At 63.7% G+C, this 22,516-nt stretch carries 21 protein-coding genes; 12 read left to right on the forward strand and 9 right to left on the reverse strand.

The window, feature by feature from the left end; all coding sequences use genetic code 11:
- Positions 1 to 178: 178 nt before the first annotated feature.
- Positions 179 to 1,222, reverse strand: coding sequence for an LLM class flavin-dependent oxidoreductase (locus ACRWQA_RS17700; RefSeq protein ID WP_446326207.1), 1,044 nt, complete (start codon positions 1,220 to 1,222; stop codon positions 179 to 181).
- 23 nt (positions 1,223 to 1,245) lie between these two features.
- On the reverse strand, positions 1,246 to 2,826 hold the full coding sequence (locus ACRWQA_RS17705; RefSeq protein ID WP_434230656.1) for a BCCT family transporter: 1,581 nt from the start codon (positions 2,824 to 2,826) through the stop codon (positions 1,246 to 1,248).
- A 352-nt stretch (positions 2,827 to 3,178) separates the two neighbouring features.
- Here ACRWQA_RS17705 and ACRWQA_RS17710 point away from each other — a divergent pair, with 352 nt between their 5' ends.
- The 7 genes from ACRWQA_RS17710 to ACRWQA_RS17740 are packed head-to-tail and all read left to right on the forward strand — an operon-like array spanning position 3,179 to position 8,393.
- Positions 3,179 to 3,781 (forward strand): amino acid synthesis family protein, encoded by a 603-nt coding sequence (locus ACRWQA_RS17710; RefSeq protein ID WP_434230658.1) that lies wholly within the window; start codon positions 3,179 to 3,181, stop codon positions 3,779 to 3,781.
- Positions 3,782 to 3,797: 16 nt separating this feature from the next.
- A complete protein-coding gene (locus tag ACRWQA_RS17715; RefSeq protein WP_263582593.1) occupies positions 3,798 to 4,628 on the forward strand; it encodes an alpha/beta fold hydrolase in 831 nt (276 codons plus the stop codon).
- Positions 4,625 to 6,103 (forward strand): aldehyde dehydrogenase, encoded by a 1,479-nt coding sequence (locus ACRWQA_RS17720; RefSeq protein ID WP_434230660.1) that lies wholly within the window; start codon positions 4,625 to 4,627, stop codon positions 6,101 to 6,103. Before ACRWQA_RS17715 ends, ACRWQA_RS17720 begins: the two co-directional genes overlap by 4 nt.
- Before the next feature lie 14 nt (positions 6,104 to 6,117).
- Complete coding sequence (locus ACRWQA_RS17725; RefSeq protein ID WP_263582591.1) at positions 6,118 to 6,624, forward strand: flavin reductase family protein; 507 nt, start codon at positions 6,118 to 6,120, stop codon at positions 6,622 to 6,624.
- 23 nt (positions 6,625 to 6,647) lie between these two features.
- On the forward strand, positions 6,648 to 7,040 hold the full coding sequence (gene pcaC, locus ACRWQA_RS17730) for a 4-carboxymuconolactone decarboxylase (protein WP_263582590.1): 393 nt from the start codon (positions 6,648 to 6,650) through the stop codon (positions 7,038 to 7,040).
- A gap of 48 nt (positions 7,041 to 7,088) precedes the next feature.
- Entirely contained in the window at positions 7,089 to 7,826 is a 738-nt protein-coding gene (locus ACRWQA_RS17735; RefSeq protein ID WP_263582589.1) for a GntR family transcriptional regulator, read from the forward strand.
- Between the two features lie 9 nt (positions 7,827 to 7,835).
- Positions 7,836 to 8,393, forward strand: coding sequence for an NUDIX hydrolase (locus ACRWQA_RS17740; RefSeq protein WP_434230663.1), 558 nt, complete (start codon positions 7,836 to 7,838; stop codon positions 8,391 to 8,393).
- Here ACRWQA_RS17740 and ribBA read toward each other — a convergent pair.
- The gene (ribBA, locus tag ACRWQA_RS17745) at positions 8,383 to 9,504 is read right to left on the reverse strand and encodes a bifunctional 3,4-dihydroxy-2-butanone-4-phosphate synthase/GTP cyclohydrolase II (protein WP_434230665.1); all 1,122 of its coding nucleotides are present in this window, start codon (positions 9,502 to 9,504) and stop codon (positions 8,383 to 8,385) included. The two genes, ACRWQA_RS17740 and ribBA, sit on opposite strands and share 11 nt — an antisense overlap.
- A 119-nt stretch (positions 9,505 to 9,623) precedes the next feature.
- On the opposite strand from ribBA, the gene ACRWQA_RS17750 reads away from it, so the two are divergent.
- Positions 9,624 to 9,914 carry a DUF1330 domain-containing protein gene (locus tag ACRWQA_RS17750; protein WP_263582586.1) on the forward strand — a complete coding sequence of 97 codons (291 nt, stop codon included), beginning with the start codon at positions 9,624 to 9,626 and terminating at the stop codon, positions 9,912 to 9,914.
- Positions 9,915 to 10,062: 148 nt separating this feature from the next.
- The gene (locus ACRWQA_RS17755) at positions 10,063 to 10,812 is read left to right on the forward strand and encodes an NAD(P)H-dependent oxidoreductase (RefSeq protein ID WP_434230668.1); all 750 of its coding nucleotides are present in this window, start codon (positions 10,063 to 10,065) and stop codon (positions 10,810 to 10,812) included.
- A 16-nt stretch (positions 10,813 to 10,828) separates the two neighbouring features.
- On the opposite strand, the gene ACRWQA_RS17760 is transcribed toward ACRWQA_RS17755, so the two are convergent.
- Both ACRWQA_RS17760 and ACRWQA_RS17765 read right to left on the reverse strand, forming a co-directional pair.
- Entirely contained in the window at positions 10,829 to 12,304 is a 1,476-nt protein-coding gene (locus ACRWQA_RS17760) for a sensor histidine kinase (protein ID WP_434230670.1), read from the reverse strand.
- A complete protein-coding gene (locus ACRWQA_RS17765; RefSeq protein WP_263582583.1) occupies positions 12,301 to 13,050 on the reverse strand; it encodes a response regulator transcription factor in 750 nt (249 codons plus the stop codon). The genes ACRWQA_RS17760 and ACRWQA_RS17765 overlap by 4 nt, the downstream gene beginning before the upstream one ends.
- 192 nt (positions 13,051 to 13,242) lie before the next feature.
- Here ACRWQA_RS17765 and ACRWQA_RS17770 point away from each other — a divergent pair, with 192 nt between their 5' ends.
- The 3 genes from ACRWQA_RS17770 to ACRWQA_RS17780 all read left to right on the forward strand — a co-directional run bounded on the left by ACRWQA_RS17770 (position 13,243) and on the right by ACRWQA_RS17780 (position 15,287).
- The gene (locus tag ACRWQA_RS17770; RefSeq protein WP_263582582.1) at positions 13,243 to 13,551 is read left to right on the forward strand and encodes a hypothetical protein; all 309 of its coding nucleotides are present in this window, start codon (positions 13,243 to 13,245) and stop codon (positions 13,549 to 13,551) included.
- A gap of 109 nt (positions 13,552 to 13,660) precedes the next feature.
- Positions 13,661 to 14,524 (forward strand): cytochrome b/b6 domain-containing protein, encoded by an 864-nt coding sequence (locus ACRWQA_RS17775; RefSeq protein ID WP_434230687.1) that lies wholly within the window; start codon positions 13,661 to 13,663, stop codon positions 14,522 to 14,524.
- Positions 14,508 to 15,287: a molybdopterin-binding protein gene (locus ACRWQA_RS17780; RefSeq protein ID WP_434230672.1), complete on the forward strand. Its 780-nt coding sequence runs from the start codon at positions 14,508 to 14,510 to the stop codon at positions 15,285 to 15,287. Before ACRWQA_RS17775 ends, ACRWQA_RS17780 begins: the two co-directional genes overlap by 17 nt.
- 62 nt (positions 15,288 to 15,349) lie before the next feature.
- Here ACRWQA_RS17780 and putA read toward each other — a convergent pair whose 3' ends face one another.
- From putA to dbpA, 4 genes are all read right to left on the reverse strand, one after another.
- The gene (putA, locus tag ACRWQA_RS17785) at positions 15,350 to 19,015 is read right to left on the reverse strand and encodes a bifunctional proline dehydrogenase/L-glutamate gamma-semialdehyde dehydrogenase PutA (protein ID WP_434230674.1); all 3,666 of its coding nucleotides are present in this window, start codon (positions 19,013 to 19,015) and stop codon (positions 15,350 to 15,352) included.
- Positions 19,016 to 19,436: 421 nt separating this feature from the next.
- Complete coding sequence (gene aroQ, locus ACRWQA_RS17790) at positions 19,437 to 20,033, reverse strand: gamma subclass chorismate mutase AroQ (protein WP_434230676.1); 597 nt, start codon at positions 20,031 to 20,033, stop codon at positions 19,437 to 19,439.
- Between the two features lie 117 nt (positions 20,034 to 20,150).
- Positions 20,151 to 21,053: a PA4780 family RIO1-like protein kinase gene (locus ACRWQA_RS17795; protein WP_263582578.1), complete on the reverse strand. Its 903-nt coding sequence runs from the start codon at positions 21,051 to 21,053 to the stop codon at positions 20,151 to 20,153.
- A gap of 17 nt (positions 21,054 to 21,070) precedes the next feature.
- Positions 21,071 to 22,471 carry an ATP-dependent RNA helicase DbpA gene (gene dbpA / locus ACRWQA_RS17800; RefSeq protein ID WP_434230678.1) on the reverse strand — a complete coding sequence of 467 codons (1,401 nt, stop codon included), beginning with the start codon at positions 22,469 to 22,471 and terminating at the stop codon, positions 21,071 to 21,073.
- Positions 22,472 to 22,516 lie beyond the last annotated feature (45 nt).

A 22,516-nucleotide genomic window follows, 5' to 3' on the forward strand; every position in this document is an offset into this window, starting at 1 on the left:
CTTACGGCCTGTTCATTTACGCAAGTCTCATTGCCGTTTTTTTCAATAACGGATCGCGAGCGTACAACATAGCCTGAACACACGCATCATGCAGGCCAACGAACAGGCACTCTGAGCCCACCTCCCATGCCGCGCTCGCTGACCAGCGGTCCCATGGTCAGGTTTTCGTCACTCACGATCAACGAAAGTGCGGCATGACCTCATTGATGAACAGCTCGAGCGAACGCTTCTTCTCGTCGAAGGGCAACGTATTGTCGGTCCAGAAGCTATACTCCGTGATACCCAGCCGCTCATAGTTCTTGAGCCGATCGACCAACTCACCCGGCGTGCCGATCATCATGTTGCGACGCAAGCTTTCCAACGCGAACTCTGGATTATCAGCCAAGGCTTCCTCAGGCACAGGTTCGAAGAACCCATCGACCGCCTGCTGGTCGTTCTTGAACCAGGCCAGGAAGTAGCGATAGAAGAGGTTGAGAGCTTCGGCACCTTTTCGCCAGCCCTCCGGGTCGCTTTCTTCATGCACGAAAGTGTGGCGCAGCAGCATCAAATCGGGGCGCGGCATATCGGGATGGTTGGCACAAGCGGCATCGAACTTGTGCGCCAGGTCCGCCACTTCCTCATCGCCTTTCATCAAGGCCGTCACCATGACATTGCAGCCGTTCTTGACCGCAAAGTCGTGAGAGTTAGGATCGCGAGCGGCGATCCATATCGGCGGCAATGTGGCCTGGAGCGGCTTGGGGACGCTGGTCGTGACAGGGAAACGATATACATCGCCCTGGTGAGCATAGTCGCCCTGCCACAGGCTACGAATTGCCGGCACCATCTCGCGCAGTGCCTGGCCACCATCCGCCGCCGACATGCCATCGGCAAGGCGGTCGAACTCAAACTGGTAGGCTCCGCGGGCGATGCCGAACTCGAGCCGGCCGTCACTGATCACATCGAGCATGGCGGCTTCACCCGCCAGTCGGATCGGATCCCAGAACGGCGCCACGAAGGTACCCGCCCCAAGGCGGATACGTTCGGTCTTGGCGGCAAGATACGCCAGTTGAGCGGTCGGGCTCGGTGACGAAGTGAATTGCATGCCATGGTGCTCGCCGATCCAGGCAGTGCGGAAGCCTCCTGCCTCGGCGATCCTCACCAACTCGCAGAGTTCCGCGAACAGCTGCCGGTGACTCTCATGCTCGTGGTAGCGTTCCATATGCAGAAAGAGGGAAAACTGCATCTCGATTCTCCTGACGAATGTCGTTAGGACGCCTCGGTCCGTTTTCTTGTGACCAGCTTGCCTTCGCGTCCCTCTTCGCTCAGCGCCTTGATCATGCAGTACGCCATGATCAGCAAGGCCAGCGAGAAGGGAAACGCCGCAGCAATGGCAGCCGTTTGCAGTGCCTCCAGGCCACCAGCCAGCAGCAGTACGGCGGAAGTGGCCCCGAGGCCCAGGCCCCAGATCACACGGTAGAACTGCGGGGGATGCGGGTTGCCCTTGGCCAGAATGGTGCAGATGACCAGCGTGCCCGAGTCGGCGGACGTCACGAACCAGGTAACGATCATCACCGTCGCCATGCCGATCATGAAGGTGGTGGCCCACGGCACGTCCAAGGCGGCAATGGTCTCGAACAGCACCTTCGTCACGTCCGTGTTGGCTACCGCAGCCAGGTCGACACCACCAAACAGCTGCAGGTGCAGCGCCGTGCCACCGAAGATGACGATCCAGACCCCGGCGCCCAGGGTGGCGGCCAACATGCCACCGAGCAGTACTTCACGAAGGGTGCGTCCACGCGATATGCGAGCGATGAAAATGCCGACATACGGACCCCAGGAGAGCCACCAGCCCCAGTAGAATAGCGTCCACCAGCCCTGCCACTGGCTTTCGGGATCAGAATTCGTCCAGAAGCCCATGGCGACGACATTGCTCAAGTAATCTCCCAGGCTAGTGGTGAAGGTAGCTAGCAGGAAAATGGTCGGTCCGGCCAGAACGAAGAAGGCGAAGAGGATCATGCTGAGATAGATGTTCCATTCACTGAGCAGCCGAATGCCTTTCTTGAGCCCCGACACCGCCGATACGGTCGCCATCACGGTGACGCCCAGCACCAGCAGGACCTGATTGGTGCTACTGATTTCCATGCCGAACAGGCTATTCAGCCCCGCATTCATCTGCGAGACCCCGAGCCCCAGGGTGGTGGCGGTACCGAACAGGGTGGCGAAGATCGCCAGCAGGTCGATGGCATGGCCGATCGGCCCGTGAATGCGCTCACCAAGCACAGGGTAGAACGCCGAGCGGATGGTCAGCGGCAGCCCTTTGCGATAGGCGAAATAGGCCAGGATGGCGCCGACCAAAATATAGATCGCCCAGCCGTGCAGCCCCCAGTGGAAGATAGTGATGCTAAGGGCCGTCTGGGCCGCTTCCATCGAGTAGGGCTCTACGCCGCTCATGGCGATGAACGGGTTGCCCTGCAAGTGACTCAGGGGCTCGGCGATGCTCCAGAACAGCAGCCCTGTCCCCACTGCTGCGCTGAACAACATCGCGAACCAGGTGAAGTTGGAGAACTCGGGACGCTCATCATCGTTCCCCAGGCGTAGCTTGCCATAGGGGCTGAAAATGATCCCGATGGTGACGATCAGCACCACATTCACCGTCAGGATGTAATACCAGCCGAGCTCCTGTTCGATGAACTGCTTCACGCCCTGATAAATGCTGTTGGCCAGCGCAGGCTGCAGCACGGTGAAGAGGACGAAGGCGACCACCATCGCTGTCGAAGCGATCGCCATGGTCCTGTCCACGCCGGCAAACACACCGCGCCTTGGGGTGGCCTGTCGAGAGTCTGGCATGGGGAGTCTCTCCCTATAGGTTGTCTTGTAGTTGTGGCCATGCCTGAAGGGCATATGAGCCTAGCGACGCATCGAGCCACGCACCCAAGGGCTGCAACGGCTCGGAAATATTTTGGTATGCCATAATACAATTCGCAAGCACTTATTCCCCGCCGATCCTTCACCCTTCACAAAACAATCATTATAACCTTTATATTTCAGTAATTTACCTAGATTCATCATAAGCAACCCCATTGCCCTGATGGCTTTACGTCAGGGCATTCGTTTGTCAGTTTTTGATTTACGTATTATGGTATGCCAAGATACCTGAGGCAGTGCGCCACCTGAACGGGGCAGAACAACGGAGACGACGATGGGCTTTGAGATTCGCAAGATAGCGACCTACCGCGAGACGACCTACATCGAGGGTGGCAAGCGAGGAGAGCGCCCCGTGACCATGCTTGGCGTGGCAGCGGTGATCGCCAACCCCTGGCATGGCCGTGGCTTTGTCGAAGACTTGGCTCCGGAAATCCGCAGTGGCTGCTCTGCGCTCGGCCAGCAGCTCGTCGAGCGGGTACTGAAGGAGATCGATGGCGAGGCCATCGAGGCGTATGGCAAGGCAGCGGTGGTCGGCGCCGATGGTGAGATCGAACACGCCTCGGCCATCATTCACACCCTGCGCTTCGGCAACCACTATCGCGATGCCGTGGGTGCCAAGAGCTACCTGAGCTTCACCAACAAGCGTGGCGGGCCGGGCAGCTCAATCCAGATCCCCATGATGCACAAGCATGACGAGGGCTTCCGCTCGCACTACGTCACCCTGGAAATGCGCATCGAAGACGCTCCACGCCATGACGAGATCGTCGTCGCCCTGGCTGCCGCCGATGGCGGTCGCCTGCACCCGCGTATCGGCAACCGCTATCAGGACCTGCAAGAGCTGGCCGACGAGGCCGAGCAGGCCGGCACCAACGACTGAGCATCGAGGAGGCAGCATGGAGCTCACCAAGGCGCGCAAGACGCCCGATGGCACCCGTTTCTGGCGCCAGGGCCAGGGCTCACCAGTCATCCTCATCCATGGCGTGGGCCTCGATGCCACCATGTGGCAGTGGCAAGTCGAGGCATTGGCACAACGCCATGAGGTCATCGTCTACGACATGCTCGGACATGGAGGCAGTGCCCTGCCTCGGGAAAATGCCGAGTTGAATGACTACGCGGACCAATTGGCGACACTGCTCGACCACCTGGGACTCGAGCGTGTTGCCGTGGTGGGCTTCTCGATGGGCGGACTGGTGGCGCGTGCTTTTGCCCTGCGCCACTCCGAACGCCTGGCTGCAATGGTGGTACTGTCCAGCGTCTTCGATCGTGACGCGAACGAGCGCTCAGGGGTCCGTCAACGCCTGGCCCAGACCCGAGAACGGGGTCCCGCAGCCAATGTCGGCGCGGCATTGAAGCGCTGGTTCAGCCCGGCCTTCCATCGGGCCCATCCCGAACGGATCGCCGAGATCCATGAGATCGTCAGCCGCAACCATCCCCAAGGGTATTACCGCAGCTATGCCCTGTTCGGTAGCGAGGACCGCTTCGGTACCGAGCGTCTGCAGACGATCCGTGTGCCGGCCCTGGTCGCCACCGGTGAGCTGGATCCGGGATCCACGCCTCGCATGGCGCGCGCCCTGGCAGAACACCTCCCCAATGCCGAGGTACATATCTTCCCCGGTCAGCGGCATATGGTGCCGATGGAGGATCATGAAGCCGTCAACGCCGTGCTGCTGCGCTTTCTTGCCAAGGCATTGGCCCACGCCCCATCCAAGGAGGCATTCCAATGAGTCTTGATACGCTATCCATGTACATCGATGGAGAATGGGTCGCTGCTCGTACCGGCACCACCTTCGACAGTTACGACCCTGCGACCGGCCAGGCCTGGTGTCGCGTGCCGGATGCCGGCATCGACGATGTCGATGCCGCCGTACGGGCCGCACAGCGTGCCTTCGAGACCCCGCCCTGGGCCGGGCTGACGGCCACCACGCGTGGCAAGCTGCTGTACCGGCTCGGCGAGCTGATTGCCGAACATGGCGAGGAACTCGCCCAGTTGGAGAGCCGCGATAACGGCAAGCTGATTCGCGAAACGCGAGGTCAGGTCGGCTACCTTCCCGAGTTCTTCTTTTACAACGCCGGCCTAGCGGACAAGGTCGGCGGCGAAACCCTGCCGCTGGACAAGGCGGACATGTTCGGTGCCACCGTGCGGGTTCCGCTCGGCGTGGTGGCCGCTATCGTGCCATGGAACAGTCCGCTGTATCTGACTGCCATCAAGCTCGCCCCGGCGCTGGCGGCCGGCAACACCGTGGTCATCAAGCCCTCGGAGCATGCCTCGGCTAGCCTGATCATGCTGATGCGCCTGGTCGAACAGGCCGGCTTCCCCCCCGGCGTGGTTAATCTGGTCACCGGCTTCGGTCCAACCTCGGGAGCGGCGCTCACCAGCCACCCATTGGTGCGCAAGATCGCCTTTACCGGCGGCGCCAATGCAGCCCGCCACGTCGTTCGCAGTAGCGCCGAGAACTTTGCCAAGCTGTCGCTGGAGTTGGGTGGCAAATCGCCCAATATCCTGTTCGAAGATGCCGATCTGGACAGTGCCATCAATGGCGTAGTGGCCGGGGTGTTTGCCGCCTCCGGGCAGAGTTGTGTGGCGGGATCGCGCCTGCTGGTTCAGCGCAGCATCTATGACGAGGTGATCGAGCGCCTTCGCGAGCGGGCGCGAACCATCCGCATCGGCGACCCCTCGGATGCCGAGACCGAAATGGGACCCATGGCCACTCAGGCCCAACTCGAGACCGTCGAGCGCATGGTCGCCCAGGCGCAAGCCGATGGCGCGCAACTGATCTACGGCGGCATGCGCCCCGACACTGCGGAAGGTTGGTATTACACCCCAACGATCCTGGCCTGCACGGCGCACGACATGCCCATCATGCAGGAAGAAGTGTTCGGTCCAGTGGTGGCGGCCATCCCCTTCGATGACGAGGCCGAAGCGCTGAAATTGGCCAATGACAGCCAGTTCGGTTTGGCCGCCGGTATCTGGACCCAGGATGTCGGACGCGCTCATCGCCTGAGCCGCGACATTCGCGCCGGCATCCTGTGGGTCAACACCTATCGCGCCGTCTCCGCCATGGCACCGATCGGCGGCTTCGGTGCCAGCGGCTACGGTCGCGAGGGCGGTATCAATGCCGTACACGATTACACCGAACTCAAGACCCTGTGGATCAACTTGTCCACCCAGCCCATGCCCGATCCCTTTATCATGCGTTGAGTACGGAGCGAACCATGATCGATACCCAACATTACAAGCAAGTTCTCGGCGCCTTCCCGACCGGGGTCACCATCGTTACGGCCCTCGACGAAGATGGCAGCTTGGTAGGGTTCACCGCCAGCGCCTTCTCGGCGGTTTCCATGGCCCCTCCCTTGATCCTGATCTGCCCCAGTCTGGGATCCGACTCCTATCCCGTCATCAAGCGAACTGGCCGTTTTGCCGTGCACATTCTCGGCCATGACCAGCAGGCCGTCGCCTACCGTTTCGCCGGCAAGGGACGGGACAAGGTCGAGGGAGTCGCCTGGCATCGCTCCGAACATGGCAACGCCATTCTTGACGGCGCCACGGCCTACCTGGAATGCCGGCTGTGGCAAGATTACCCAGGTGGCGATCACGCCATCGTCGTGGGAGAGGTACAGACATTATGGCTCGGTGACGAGGATCTCGACCCTCTCCTGTACTGTCGGGGAAAGATGGACAAGTTGCCCGAAACCTTCCGCTTTACAACGGCGCCAGCCTGAAACAATCGCGAGGTATTTCCCCTATGTCTCAAGAACAGTCTCAAGAACGTTTCGAGAAGGGTCTGGAGAAACGACGCCGTGTACTCGGCGCCGAGTATGTCGACCAGTCGATACGCAATGCCGACGATTTCACTCGGCCACTGCAGCAGTTGGTCACCGAGTACTGCTGGGGTGAAGTGTGGCAGCGCCAAGGACTCAGTGACCGCGATCGTAGCGTGATAAACTTGGCCATGATCACCGCCCTGAACCGCCCTCACGAACTGCGCCTGCACGTCCGCGGAGCGATCAACAACGGTCTCAGCGTTGAAGAGATCCGCGAGATTCTGCTGCAAACGGCGGTCTACTGCGGGGTGCCGGCGGCCATCGATGCCTTCCGTAACGCTCGTGAGGTATTGAGCGAAATGGGCGAGCTATAGCCTGGGAGTCCGGCAATAGCGCGACTCTCTGGAACAGGAGATGTAACGATGCGAAGAGCGCTACGGGATGACAGCCTCAGGGTCACGCGAAATCAGCCCACCCTCCGCGAGATCGTGGTCGACAAGCTTCGTCAGGCCATCATGACCTTCCAGTTGCTGCCTGGCGACCGTCTGGTGGAACGCGATCTATGCGAACGCCTGGGAGTCAGTCGCACCTCGGTGCGCGAGGCCTTGCGCCAGCTCGAGGCCGAGGGTCTGGTGGAGCATTCTGGTACCCGTGGGCCGCGCGTCGCCGTGATCACGCTGGAGGACGCTCGCGATATCTACGAACTGCGCTGTATGCTGGAAAGCACAGTGGTGCAGCTGTTTACCCAGAAGGCCACTCGTCGCCAGATGGCGGAACTGGAGCACGCCTGGGAGATCCTCAAGGAAACGCTTCGCGAAGGCGATACCAACGAGATCGTCGAGGCTGTCAGCGACTTCTATGGCGTGCTCTACGAAGGTGCGGGCAACCGTATCGCCGGCCAGATCCTCAGCCAACTGCAGGCACGCGTCAACTACCTGCGGGCGACCTCGGTATCCCAGAAGGAGCGTTCCCTCGACAGCTTCCGTGAAATGACACGCATCGTGGAAGCGATCAAAGCACGGGATCCAGTCGCCGCTCACGAAGCATGCGTAGCGCACATCCAGGCGGCCGCCAAGGTCGCCCTGGCGGTTCTGGCGGCCAAGAGTGGCCAGTCACCGGAACCGATCACACCGCCTCTGCGCGTAGCTCCTCATTTGTAGCGAGGCACCATGCACCTCTATTGCTGCCGTTGCGGTCACCATCCCCTTGCCCGCGGTATCCCCGAAGACGATACCCATGAACGTCTCTACTGCGGTGCCTGTGGCTTTGTCTCTTATGACAATCCAAAGGTGATTGCCGGAGCCATCATTGAACGCGAAGGGCGCCTGTTGCTATGTCAGCGCGGCATCCCGCCGCGTGTGGGCACCTGGACCCTGCCGGCAGGCTTCATGGAGCGGGGGGAAAGTGTCGAGGAAGCTGCACAACGCGAAGTGATGGAGGAAACCGGGATCCAGGCCGAGATACTGACCCCCTACTCGATCTTCAGCGTTCCGCCAACCAACGAACTCTATATCATCTACCGGGCACGTCTGCAGGAATGGCGTACCTCTCCAGGTCACGAGACACTGGATGTGAAGTGGTTCCACCCGGAAGAGATTCCCTGGGAAGAGATCTTCTACCCTGCCATTCGCCAGATCCTGGAGCGCTATATCGACGAGCAAGCCGGTGGTGTCTACGGTATCTACAGCGGCAGTATGGAAAGCGGCGCCATACACTTCATGCGCTAGCGCCTCCCGACAGGGGCGGCGAGACGATCTCCACCACTTCCAACTCGAAGCCCGCCAGGCCCTTGTAGTTCAAGGGAGCACCCATGAGCCGCAGCTTGCCGACACCAAGATCGGCGAGAATCTGCGAGCCGGTCCCCGTGGAGGAGTAGTGCCGGGGAGAGGGGCTGTCACTCGGCGGCTTGTTGAGCCGGGTGGCCCGTGACAAAAGGCTCTGCGGCGATTCGTGGCTGGCAAGTATCACCACCACGCCATGGCGCTCCGCTGCCACCGCTTCCAGGGACGACCACAACGACCACGCCCGGGGGCCCTGATACTCGGCCCCCACCAGGTCGCGTAGCGGATCCATCACATGCACCCGCACCAATGTCGGCCTGTCGGCCTCCATCTCGCCCATGGTCAGTGCCAGATGCGCCTCACCGCTGATGGTGTCTTCGTAGGTATGCAGGGCGAACTCACCATGTACGGTCTGCAGGGGTTCCTGCCCCGTCGGCAGCACCGTCTTCTCGGTGGCCAGGCGATACTGGATGAGGTCGGCGATGGTGCCGATGCGCAATCCGTGTCGTCGCGCAAAGGCCTCCAGTTCGGGACGCCGCGCCATGCTGCCGTCATCATTCATGATCTCGACGATCACTGCCGCCGGTTCCAGCCCGGCCAGGCGCGCCAGATCGCATCCGGCCTCGGTGTGGCCGGCACGGCTCAGCACGCCACCGTCGTGAGCACGCAACGGAAAGACATGACCGGGTTGAACCAGATCTCGGGGCTGGGCGCTCGGTGCCACCGCCGCCTTCACCGTGGTCGCCCGGTCCGCCGCGGAGATGCCGGTGGTCACACCCTCGCGTGCCTCGATGGAAACCGTAAAGGCAGTGGCGAAACCGGAACCGTTGTTCTCGACCATGGGCGCCAGCCCCAACTGGTCGCAGCGTGCGCCACTCAGCGTCAGACAGATCAGACCGCGGGCATGCGTCGCCATGAAATTGATGGCGTCAGGGGTGACGTGGCCGGCGGCCATGACGAGATCCCCCTCGTTCTCACGATCCTCATCGTCGAGCAGGATCACCATGCGCCCCTGGCGGATATCCTCGATGATGTCTTCGACTCGATCGAATGCCATAACGGTTCCGGTCCACTTGGTAGGTATTGATTGATAGGTGTTGATAGGTGGCGAGCATAGGACTCGTCATCATTTTGGCATACCATAATACAAACAGTCACTACCCAGCGGAGGACGTCATGCCCAAAGGCTACTGGATCGCCAATGTCACCGTGATTCATCCCCACCATTACGCCCACTACCAGGCCCTGGCCCCGGAGGCCTTCGCTCGCTTCGGTGCCAGGTTTCTTGCTCGTGGGGGCCAATGTACCGCCATGGAGGGGCGCGACACTCCTCAGCGGAGCGTGATCATCGAGTTTCCCAGTTACCAGCAGGCGCTCGATTGCTATCACTCCGAGGAGTATCGGAAGGCCAAGTCTGCGCGGGAGGGTGCTGCCGAAGTGGACATTATCATTCTGGAAGGCGTATGAACCTGGGTACGCACCCAGACGCTCTCTCAGTCAATGCCATCCCTGTTCATTTATGCAATATCCGTTGTCAAGATCAGGTAATTTCGGTTTGGAAACGCACAGCATAGCCTAAGGGCATGCACCGTTTGCTTTCCGACCGGAGATCCCCATGCATGCCCTGATCGTGTTCTGCCACCCCGAACCGCATTCGTTCAACGGCGCCCTGAAGGACGTCGCCGTCGAGACGTTGCAGCAGCAAGGCTACAGCGTCGAAGTCTCGGATCTCTATGCCGAGGGCTTCGACCCGGTGGAGGGCACGGTGCACTATCCCGCGCGCGCCGAGCCCGATATCTTCCTGCCGCTCACCGAGCAGCGCCATGCTTTCGATCGAGGCAGGCTGCCCGGCGACGTGCAGCGCGAGATCGAACGGCTCGAACGCGCCGACCTGGTGATCCTGCAGTTCCCGCTGTGGTGGCATGCCCAGCCGGCCATGCTCAAGGGCTGGTTCGACCGGGTGTTCGTCTACGGCGGGCTCTACTCCGGCCGGATGCGCTACGACCGCGGTCGCTTCCCTGGCAAGCGGGCAATGCTCTCGGTGACCACCGGTGCCCCGGCGCCGACCTTCACCCGACATGGCCGCAGCGGCCATATCGTGGCGCTGCTATGGCCGATCCACTACTCGCTCTACTACCTAGGCGTCAGCGTGCTGCCGCCCCAGGTCACCTACGGTGTGCAGGGCGGTGGGCTGAGCTACCAGGACGAGGCGACGTTTCGCCAGCGTCTGGAAGCCGAGAAGAGAACTTGGGCACAGCGGCTCGAAGGTCTCGACAATGAGGCGCCGATCCCTTTTGCCGGCTGGGACGACTGGGACGAGCAGGGCATGCTCAAGGCGGGGCACCCCGAGACCTGGCGGCTGTGAATGCCTGGGTGGGCCATCACGCGCGGGGCAGGATGACGCTCACCTCGGTGCCCTCTCCCGGCGAGCTGACGAGCTTCCATGCCGCCCCGTGGCGCTCGCAGATCTCGCGTACGATCGACAATCCCAGCCCCGAGCCCTCTCCCCTGGCGAGGCTCGCCCGAGTGCGGTAGAAGCGCTGGGACACCAGCGGTAACTCCTCCGTCGCGATACCGATGCCATTGTCGATGACCGTCAGCCGCACCCCCTCCGGCAGCACTTCGCCGTCGAGACGCACCCACCCCCCGGCGGGCGTGGCGCGCAGCGCATTGTCGATCAGATTGGATAGCAGTCGGTCGATCAGCCCCAAGTCGGCCTCGACCCGCGGTAGCGCGGGATCGCAAGCCACCGTCAGCGAGATGCCAGCCTCGCGGGCCTGATGCTGGAACTTGCCGACGATGTCATGGGCCAACTCGGCCAGCGAGAACGGCTCGCACTGTAGCGGCCTGTCATCGGCATCCAGCCGTGCCAGGGTCGAGAGCTGCTGGGCGAGACGGGTCAGACGATCGGCATTGTCGAGGATCGCTGTCAACATGCGTCGGCGGCCCTCGTCGGCGGTTTCCGTGGCCAGTAGCTGTTCGGTATAACCGCGCAGTGAGGTCAGCGGTGTGCGGAAGTCATGCGAGAGATTGGCGACCAGCTCACGGCGCTGGCGATCGGTCTCGCGCAGCGCCGCGAGCTGTGCCTCGATGGTCCCGGCCATGTCGTTGAAGGCCCGGGCCAGGCGCCCCAGCTCATCGTCGCGGGGCGTGGCGATGCGTTGCCCGTAGTCGCCGTCGGCGAATCGCTGCACCGCCGTGGTCAAGCGCGAGAAGCGCCGGGTCAACAGCGCAAACCAGACCAGGCCGAAGATTCCGGATACCAGCAGCGCCATCAGCCCGGCGGCCACCAGGGTGCGGGTGATGGAACTGGTACGCAGCATGGCGAACATCGACGCCTGACCGGCATTGTCGAGATCGGCGTAAAGAAAGCCCAGGCTGCGCGACTCGCCATGCTGGATGGGAGCGACGGAAAAGATACCCGGTTCGTTACCGCAGGGCGCCGTTGCCAGCACCGGCAGCATCGGATCTTCACTCAGCAGGGTCTCCAGCGCCAGGACATCTACCCGCCGCCCCAGCCCGCAAGCCGGCTCGGCGTAGTCGGCAACTACCCTTCCCTGCGCGTCGAGCACATACAATGACAGCGAGGGGTTGATCGACAGGATATGACGGGCCATGTCACGTGCGGCGTCGCTGTCGGCGCCTTGCCCCAATGCCGGCTGCATGACCTGGGCAAGGTTCCTGGCGAGATCGATCTCCATTCTCTGCTGCAGTTCCCGGGTGAGCTGGTTGAACTGGCTGATGGCGATCCAGGCGGTGGCCACCGACAGCAATAACAAGCTGGTCAGGTATACCAGCGCGATGCGCGCATAGAGACTGCGACCCAGCCGCCCGCAGCGGCGCAGCAGGCCCCTCATGGGCACTCGACGCCAGGCGCGGACGGCGCTGCTGTCTCGGCGAAGCGATAGCCCACCCCCCAGACGGTCTGGATGAAGCGCGGCCTGGCCGGGTCGGCCTCGATCTTGTTGCGCAGCCGGTTGATATGGGTGTTCACGGTGTGATCATAGCCATCGAATTCCTCGCCCCAGACATGGTCGAGCAGCTCGCCGCGGCTGAAGCTGCGCCCGGGATGGCGAGCGAAGAGCGAGAGCAACGCAAACTCCTTGCCGGTAAGTTGGAGCGCCTTGCCATCGAGGTGTACCCGATGCCGGTCGGCATCGATGACCAGGGGACCGCAGACCAGCGGCGGCGTGGCGACGATGCCGTCGTCGCTGGGCGCCTGGCGCAGGCCGCGGCGCAACAGGGCCTGGATCCGGGCCAGCAGGATCGGCATGGCGAAGGGTTTGGTGACGTAGTCGTCGGCACCGATCTCCAGCCCCACCACCACGTCACGGATAGCCGCCTTGGCAGTGACCATCAGCACCGGGGTCAGGCTGTCGAGACGACGCAATCGACGGCACACCTCCAGGCCGTCCATCCCGGGCAGCATCAGGTCCAAGGTCACCAGATCATAGCGTACTCCCGCGGCTTCGGCGCCCAGCAGCGCCAGCGCCGCCTCGCCGTCACGGACCCAGTCACAGGCATACCCCGCCGCCGTCAACGATTCGGTGAGCAGCCTGCCGATCTCGGCATTGTCCTCGACACAGAGGATTCGATAGCTCATCGCCAGACTCCCACCCGTTGCCTGCGCCCACTCTAGAACGGCACTCGGTCCCCTACATCACGAAATCATCACGGAAAAAGATACCACGCCGTGATGGTTCCGTGATGAACCGCCGATGTCGCCTGACTAGTGTGGCTCTTGCCGCATCGGCATCTCGTCGACGGCCAATCCACGAAGAAGAGGTACAAGCCAATGAACGTGTCGAACCGTCCCAAGACCGCGCTGTTTGCCACCCTGCTCGCCACGGCACTGCTGCTGCCGACCGCCGCTCTGGCCGACGAGCCCATGGAAAACGACAGCATGGAACACGAGACCATGACCGGCGATGAAATGGGCAGTGATGCCATGGACAGTGACGCCATGAAAGAGAAAGGCACGATGATGGAAGAAGATGCCATGCATGGCGATGGGGCGATGATGGAAGAAGACCCAATGATGGAGGAGGACGATCACATGATGGAGGAAGAGGACGACATGATGTCGGATGACGACGCCATGTGAAGTTCGGCTCGCGGCATCGGCCGGTGTCCCGTCTTTACTTTCCAGTCACCGGCCGACCTTGGCTCGCTCTTCACTTTCAGGAGGGTCCACGATGCGTGTCTTCGACGCGATGTTTGGCACGAACAGGGACCGAACCCCAACGGTCATCCATCGACACGGCGCCTTCACCCGGATCTGGCATTGGATAAATGCCGCCTGTCTGTTGGTGTTGTTGATGAGTGGCCTGCAGATCTTCAACGCCCACCCGGCCCTGTACTGGGGCAAGGATTCCAGTTTCGACAGCCCGGCACTATCGATTCTCGCCGTCAGTGATAACGACGGCGAGTGGCACGGCATCACCCAGATCGGCGCCTACCGCCTCGATACCACCGGAGTGCTGGGCGTCTCCGGTCCCCCTGATGCGCGTGAGCGACGCGCCTTTCCAGCCTGGATCACCCTGCCCGGCCCGCGCTGGCTGTCCGCAGGTCGCCAGTGGCACTTCCTGGCCGGCTGGCTATTCGCTCCCATGCTGATTGCCTACCTGATGTATCTGGTCATCAGTGGCCAATTGCGCCGTCGCCTGCTGCCGCGCCGACAGGAGTGGAGAACCTTCGGCCATGTCGTGACCGAGCACCTGCGGCTGCGCTTTCCGCGGGGTGAGGAAGCACGCCACTACAACCTGCTGCAGAAGCTCGCCTATCTGCTGGTGCTGTTCGTCGTCATGCCGCTGGTCGTGCTGACCGGCTTGACCATGTCACCGACCATGGATGCCGCCTGGCCCTGGCTGCTGGATATCTTCGGCGGCCGCCAGAGCGCACGCACGATCCATTTCCTCTGCGCCCTGGCGCTGGTGGGTTTCTTCCTGCTCCATATCGCACTGGTGCTGGTCTCCGGCGTCGCCAACAACTTGCGCTCGATGATCACCGGGCGCTATCGCTTACCCCCGGCCCTGCCCTCGAACGAGGAGGCTCACCCCGATGAACAGGACAGATAGCCCCACCGATCCTCGGCGCCGGCGTTTTCTGACCCGCTCGCTGCTGGCCGCGTCCGCCGTCCTGCTGACGGGCTGCGACCGGCTGTCGCGTAGCGACACCATGGGACGGCTGTTCGATGCCAGCAGTGCCCTGACGCAGAAAACCCAGCGCCTGCTGGCCTCGCGCGAATCCCTCGCCCGTGAATACTCAGCCGAGGACATCGCGCCGACCTTTCGCGCCAACGGCACCACCAACCCTCAGGACGCAGCCTACCGACGCCTGGCGGCCAACGGCTTCCGCGACTGGCGCCTGACGATCGACGGTCTGGTAGAGCGTCCGCAAAGCTTCTCGCTCGACGACCTCAAGGCCCTGCCCGCGCGCACCCAAATCACCCGCCACGACTGCGTCGAGGGATGGAGCTGCATCGGCCAATGGACCGGGGTGGTACTCGGTGACCTGCTGGACCAGGTCGGTGTGCGTGACGAGGCGCGCTTTGTGGTCTTCCACTGTGCCGATCACTACCGCGGTGGGGACGCCTACTACGAAAGCCTGGACATGATCGAGGCCTACCATCCACAAACGCTGATGGCCTATGACCTGAACGGCAGCGATCTGCCCATCGCCAACGGCGCCCCTCTGCGGCTGCGAGCCGAGCGCCAGCTCGGCTACAAGATGGCCAAGTACGTGATGCGCGTCGAACTGGTGGAGAGCTTCGCTCACCTCGGCCGCGGCCGGGGCGGCTATTGGGAAGATCGCGGCTATGAATGGTGGGCGGGAATCTAAGCCCTGCAGGAAACCTGGGAGCCGGGCGACAGTTCCCTTGCCGCCCGGCAACATCGGCGAGCCTACTCGGCCGTCGCCAGCAGGCTGGCATTGCCCCCAGCGGCGGTAGTATCGATGCAGAGGTGACGTTCCAGCACGTAGCGCTCCGGCGAGATGGACTGGGTCTCGAGCGAGACGATGGGGCCGCCGCGCTGGGCGAGGGCGAGGCGCAGGTCGCGGGTCCAGTCGCTGGCGCCGGCAGCGGCCACCGCCGCGATGCCCCTGATCTCGGTCAGCGTCTCGGCTGCCACGCTGCCATTGAGCGCGGCGACGGGTGCGCCGGCATCGATCAGCGGCCGCACGGCCTGCGCCGCGCCAGGTGCGACGATCACCGCCGGGCAGCCCGCACCGAGCGCCTGCGCCGCCTGGGCGATGGCGATCTCGAGCGTCGGCCCGAGGCAGAGCACCGGGCCCTTGGGATAGAACGACAACCGATTGCTCTCTCCCGTCGGTCCCGGCAGCGTATGCGGCGTCATGTCCAGGGCCGCGGTCTCGGCAAGCGCCTTGCGGATCACCCCGCGCTTGCCGGAAAGCGCCTTGCGCAACACCTCGACCCGATCGGGTCGCGCCGCCCAGTTGCGTGCATCCAGGCCATCGATGGCCGACTGCAGCTCGCCGAGCGCCACGGCGTCGCCCTGGGGCGTTTCGTGGCGCTCCGCGGCAGCGGTGCGGCGAAAACGATTGACGTAGAGGGGACCGCCGGCCTTGGGCCCGGTGCCCGAAAGGCCCTCGCCGCCGAAGGGCTGGGAGCCGACGATGGCACCGATCTGGTTGCGGTTGACGTAGATATTGCCGACATGGATGCGTTCGACGATCTGCTGCACGCGGTCGTCGATGCGGGTGTGCAGGCCGAAGGTCAGCCCGTAGCCCCTGTCGTTGATCGCGTCGACCACCCTGTCGATGTCCCGCGCCTTGAAGGTGGCCATGTGCAGGACCGGGCCGAAGATCTCGCGCTCGAGGTCCTCGATGCCGCCGACCTCGACCACCGCCGGGCTGACGAAGGTACCGCTATTCGGCGCGGGCAGCTTCTTCAGTACCGTGCCGGCCTCCTCCTGTACCGCCAGGTAGGCGCCGATGCCTTCCTGCGCCTCGGCGTCGATTACCGGTGAGACGTCGGTGTCGGTGTTCCACGGGTCGCCGATGACGAGCGCATCCATCGCCCCGTCGAGCATCGTCAGCAGCCGGTCGCGCGCCTCCTCCTGGACATACAGCATCCTGAGCGCGGAACAGCGCTGGCCGGCCGACTGGAAGGACGAGATCAGGATGTCGCGCACCGCCTGCTCGGTCAGTGCCGTCGAGTCCACGATCATGGCGTTCAGCCCCCCGGTCTCGGCGATCAGCACCGCATCCGGGCCCGCGTTCTGCGCCAGGGCCTTGTGGATGATCTGCGCCACCTCGGTCGAGCCGGTGAAGCAGACACCGGCGATCCGCGGATCACTGGTCAGCGGCCCGCCCACCGTCGGCCCATCGCCGGGCAGCAATTGCAGCGCCGCCTCCGGCAGGCCGGCTTCGCGCATCAGTTCCACGGCACGCGCGGCAATCAGTGGCGTCTGCTCGGCGGGCTTGGCAATGACCGCGTTGCCGGCCGCCAGCGCCGCGGCGACCTGGCCGGTGAAGATGGCGAGCGGGAAGTTCCACGGGCTGATGCAGACGAAGATGCCGCGGGCGTCGCCGGGCTCCTCCATCTCCAGCCGCTCTATCTCGCAGGCATAGTAGCGCAGGAAATCCACCGCCTCGCGCACCTCGGCGATGCCGTCGAACATCATCTTGCCGGCTTCGCGCGTGGCGATCACGGTCAGCTCGGCAATATGTTCCTCGTAGAGGTCGGCGGTGCGGCGCAGCACCTCGGCGCGCTCGGCCACCGGCCGTGCCGACCAGTCGCGGAAGCCCTCGTGCGCGGCGTCGAGCGCGGCGGCCACCTCGGCCGGGGTCGCCTCATGCACCTGGCCGACCACGCGCGAGCCGTCGGCCGGGGACACGGCATCGCGAGCAGGTCCCTGCGGCGGCGGGTTTCCGGCGAGCATGGGCCCGGCGCTCCAGTTCTTGTCGGCGAATGCCTCGCGCGCCGCCAGCAGCGGCAGGATCGAGGCTGGCTCGTTGATCCGGAAACCGCGGGAGTTCTTGCGCTCGGGCGCGAAGAGCTCGCCGGGCGGGACGATCGACGGGCTGGCGATGGCGTCGCCCAGTCGCTGCATCTCCGTGACCGGGTCGCACGCGACCTCGCTCGAGGGAATCGAGCTGTCCACCACCTGGTTGACGAACGAGGAGTTCGCCCCGTTCTCCAGCAGGCGGCGCACCAGGTAGGCCAGCAGGTCGCGGTGTGCGCCGACCGGCGCGTAGATACGGCAGCGTGTGCCCTCGGTCTGCTTGACGATGTGGTGCAGCGACTCGCCCATGCCGTGCAGGCGCTGGAACTCGAAGCTCTCCTTGTCGTCGCCTGCCATGGCGACGACGGCGGCGCAGGTGTGGGCGTTATGGGTAGCGAACTGCGGGTAGATGCGGTCGCGCCGATCGAGCAGCAGCTGGGCGCAGGCCATGTAGCTGACATCGGTATTGACCTTGCGGGTGAAGACCGGGAAGGTCGCGACGCCCATCTCCTGGGCCAGCTTGATCTCGGTGTCCCAGTAGGCGCCCTTCACCAGCCGCACCATGATCCTGCGGTCGAGCCGTTCGGCGAGGTCGTAGAGCGTCTCGATCACCGGCGCGGCGCGGCGCCCGTAGGCCTGCACCACGACCCCGAAGCCGTCCCAGCCGGCGAGGCTGGGGTCGGACAACAGCGCCTCGATCACGTCGAGCGACAGCTCCAGCCGGTCCTGTTCCTCGGCATCGATGTTGAAACCGATATTGGCCTTGGCCGCCTGACGGGCCAGTTCCAGCGCGCGCGGCACGAGTTCATTCATCACCGTGTCGCGGTGGGTGTATTCATAGCGCGGGTGCAGCGCCGAGAGTTTCACCGAGATGCCAGGGCTCGAACGCACGTCGCCCTTGGCCTGCTCGGCAATGGCGGCAATCGCCCTGGCGTAGGCCTGGTGATAGCGCACGGCATCGGCGTCGGTACGCGCCGCCTCGCCCAGCATGTCGTAGGAGTAGGTGTAGCCCTGCTTCTCGAGTTCGCGGGCATTCTTCATGCCCTCCTCGATGGTCTGGCCAAGTACGAACTGGCGTCCGAGGATCTTCATCGACTGGCCGACCGCGGTGCGCACCACCGGTTCGCCCATGCGACGCACCAGGCCACGCAGCGCCCGCACCGGGCCCTTGGGGTCATCCTCCAGCACCTTGCCGGTCAGCATCAAGGCCCAGGTCGAGGCGTTGACCAGCGACGACGAGGACTTGCCCAGGTGCGCGCCCCAGTCGGACGGCTCGATCTTGTCGTGGATGAGGTCGTCGATGGTCTCCGCGTCGGGCACACGCAGCAGCGCCTCGGCCAGGCACATGAGCCCCACGCCCTCGGCGGTCGAGAGCCCGTATTCGGCCAGGAACGCCTCCATCATCGTGGGCGACGTCTCCTTGCGCACACGTTCCACATAGTTGGCGCCGACGGCGGCCACCTTGCGGCGGTCGTCCTCCGACAGCCTGATGCGCTCGGCAAGCCCATGCAGCACTTCTGCTTCGTCGGCCGCATAGTTGGCGCGCACACGCGAACGTGACTCGCTCACGGCGCTCTGGTGGCGCATGCTGACTTCACTCATGGTCGACCCCCTTGTCACCCGCGGCACGGCGCCGGAGCGCCGGTTCGGATGCTATCGTTCTGTTCGGCTATTGACGCTTGATGGACTGGTCGGCACCGACATTCGATTCAACCTCGTTTCAACCACACTGACATATCAGTCTAGGAGACGTGGCGACGTTCACCTTGCTCCTGGCCATCGAGCCGCCGGAAGCGCCACATGCAGAACGCAAAAAGCCGAGATAGACTCGGCTCTCACTGGTATGGCGCAGAACCTGCGCCTTCATCACCCGAGCGCTAAGGAAACGCTGAACAAATCGACGAGCGAGATGAAGCGCAAGGCGCACGGAGCACAGGAACCGGAGCCTATGGGTTATAGGTGAGGATTCCGCGCACCGCGCAACGCAGCGATTCACTCGTGCAGACATTTGTTCAGTGTTTACCTAACGCGCCAGGCGCTCCACCAAAGGCTGAATGGAGACATCACGCGGCTCGCCGTCGAAATCGTCCTGGATCAGCTCCGCCGCGCGTCGCTCGAGATAGCGACCTGAGCCTTCGACCCCGGCGATGCGCTCGATGTCGGCCAGTGATTCGATCAGTTGCGGAGTCAGGCGGTCGAGCACCGGGCGCACCTCCTCGGCGAGATCGGGCGGATCGGCAAAGGTCGAGCGTCCCTCTTGCAGCCATTGATGGTGCAGGCGCCGCTGGATCTGCTTGCTGGCCTCGAACTGCTTCTCGAAGAAGCGCCGGGCGAAGTCCTCGTCGACACCGGCCGCTTCGGCATCCTCCGATACCTGATCGAGAATCTGCGCCTCACGCTCGGGGGCCTCGATGGGCGCGCCGCTGTTCCACTTGGCTTGGGCCACCAGCGGTGCCACGTCGAGTCGCTCGTCGATCATCACCAACATACGGTCGATGGCCGCCTTGTCCTCGTCGGGTGGTTCCGGCGGCTGCATCTGGCAACCTGCCAGCAGTAGCAGAGCCAAGGCAATGACGAGAAAGCGTGCGGGGTAAAGGAGGGGCACCTTACGCAACGACATGACGATCCTCACCTGGTTGTTGAAGATGGCTGCTGAAGACGATAGTCGGGAAATCCGAGCTAGAGTGTGGCAGGAAAAACCCAACTTGGCCCAACCGCATGGCCGCGGCGCTTTGGATCAACGCTCTCGCTGGGATTCCTGCCACTCCTCGGCGGCCTCTTCCACGCCGGGTTCATCACCGCGGTTACGCGCCCCCTGGCGGTAGGCTTCCTCCTCGCGTACGTCATCGATCACGGTCATCAGTTCGTCCACGTCCACGGTGCTGGTGTCATGCTCGAAGCAACCCGTCAGTTGGCTTTCCGGGTGCAGCTCACCGGCCTCATAGAGCGCCCAGATCTCCTTACCGTAGTCGGTGGCCAACAATTCGGGGGCGAAGCGACCGAAATAGCGGCGCATGTTGTCGACGTCGCGCTCGAACATCATCTCGGCGCTGTTGTTGCCGGCGGCGTCCACCGCCTGGGGCAGGTCGATGATCACCGGGCCATCGGCTGCGAGCAGTACGTTGAATTCGGAAAGGTCGCCGTGGATCAGGCCTGCACACAGCATCTTCACCACGTCGCGAATGACCTTGGCGTAGTATTCACGCGCCTGCTCGAGACTCAGGGTCACGTCGTCCAGGCGTGGGGCGGTCAGGCCCTCGGCGTCGCTGATCATCTCCATCAGCAGCACACCGTCGATGAACCCGTAGGGCTGCGGCACCCGGACATCCGCCGCCGCCAGTCGGTAGAGGGCATCGACCTCGGCGTTGAGCCAGGCCTGCTCCTGCTCCTTCTGGCCATAGCGGGTCTTCTTGGCCATGGCTCGGGAGCGGCGGCTGTTGCGCTCGCGGCGCCCTTCCTGGTACTGCACCGCCTGCTTGAAACTGCGCTGCTTCGCCTCCTTGAAGACCTTGGCGCAGCGACGCTCTCCGTGGGAGCGAACCACGTAGACCTGGGCCTCCTTGCCGCTCATCAACTGACTCTCGACCGCCTCGATCAGACCGTCGTCGACCAATGGCTGCAATCGCTTGGGTACCTTCACCTATCCCCCTTCTGTTCTCAGCGGCTGACACGCCGGGCGCGGAACGAGCGCCCCTTGAGTTTCCCTGCGCCAAGCTGGGCAAGCGCCGCCTTGGCGACCTCGCGCTGCACGGCCACGTAGGCGCTGCGCTCCAGCACCTTGATCTTGCCCACCTGGGCACCGTCGATGCCACCATCGCCGGTCAGGGCGCCGAGGATATCGCCGGGGCGCACCTTCTGTTTCTTGCCGCCATCGAGTTGCAACGTCGCCATTTCCGGCACGAAAGGCTCCTGTGCCAACACGTTGCGTGGCGGCAGCGGCGCCTCCTCGAGCGGTTCACCGAGGAACTCGGCCAACCGCTCGAGGCGATAAGCCTCGTGCTCGGCGACCAGGGTGCAGGCAATGCCCGAGCCGCCGGCGCGGCCGGTACGTCCGACGCGATGCACATGCACCTCGAGTTCACGCGCAATCTGGTAGTTGAATACCGCATCCAGTGCTTCGATATCCAGTCCGCGTGCCGCCACGTCGGTCGCCACCAGGATGGAAGCGCTGTGGTTGGCGAACAGCACCAGGATGCGGTCGCGGTCGCGTTGCTCCAGATCGCCATGCAGCGCCAAGGCACTGAAGCCCGCTTCACAGAGGGCATCGGCGACCTGCTGGGTCTCGCGCCGGGTGTTGCAGAACACCACGCTTGCGCGTGGCCGATGCTGCAACAGGAGCCCACGAAGGGCCGAAAAGCGCTCCGCTTCGTCCGCCACCCGGTAGACGCGCTGGCGAATGGTGCTCTCGTCATGGGTCTCGGTTACCGCCACCTCGGCCGGGTCACGCATCAGTTTCTCGGCGATGCGCCGGATCTCGTCACTGTAGGTCGCGCTGAACAGCAGGGTCTGACGCTCGACGGGCGTCTCGGCGACGATCGCCTCCATGGTGGCCTGGAAGCCCATGTCGAGCATGCGGTCGGCCTCGTCCAGCACCAGGATCTCCAGCGAAGCGAGGTCGAGCGAGCCCTTGCGCAGGTGATCCTCCACCCGGCCGGGGGTACCCACCACCACATGCGCACCATGCGCCAGCGAGGAAAGTTGTGGGCCCATAGGAGCCCCACCACACAGGGTCAGGACCTTGACGTTGGGTAATGTGCGCGCAAGCCGCCTAATCTCGCCGGCCACCTGGTCGGCCAGTTCGCGGGTGGGACAGAGCACCAGCGCCTGCACCCGGAAGCGCGAGACAACAAGCCGCGACAGCAGCCCCAGGCCGAACGCCGCGGTCTTGCCCGAACCGGTCTTCGCCTGGCCAATCACGTCCTGGCCCGCGAGCATCGGTGGCAGGCTTCGGGCCTGGATAGGCGTCATGGCCTGGTACCCGAGCGAATCGAGATTGGCCAGCAACTCTGGCGCCAGCGGCAGCGAGGCAAAGGCCCCGTCGTTGGGAGAATCGGACACGGAATGGACCTGCGAGAAATTGAGCGGTGCCGAGGCGGCAAGCAA

The organism is Billgrantia sp. C5P2, assembly GCF_051062895.2.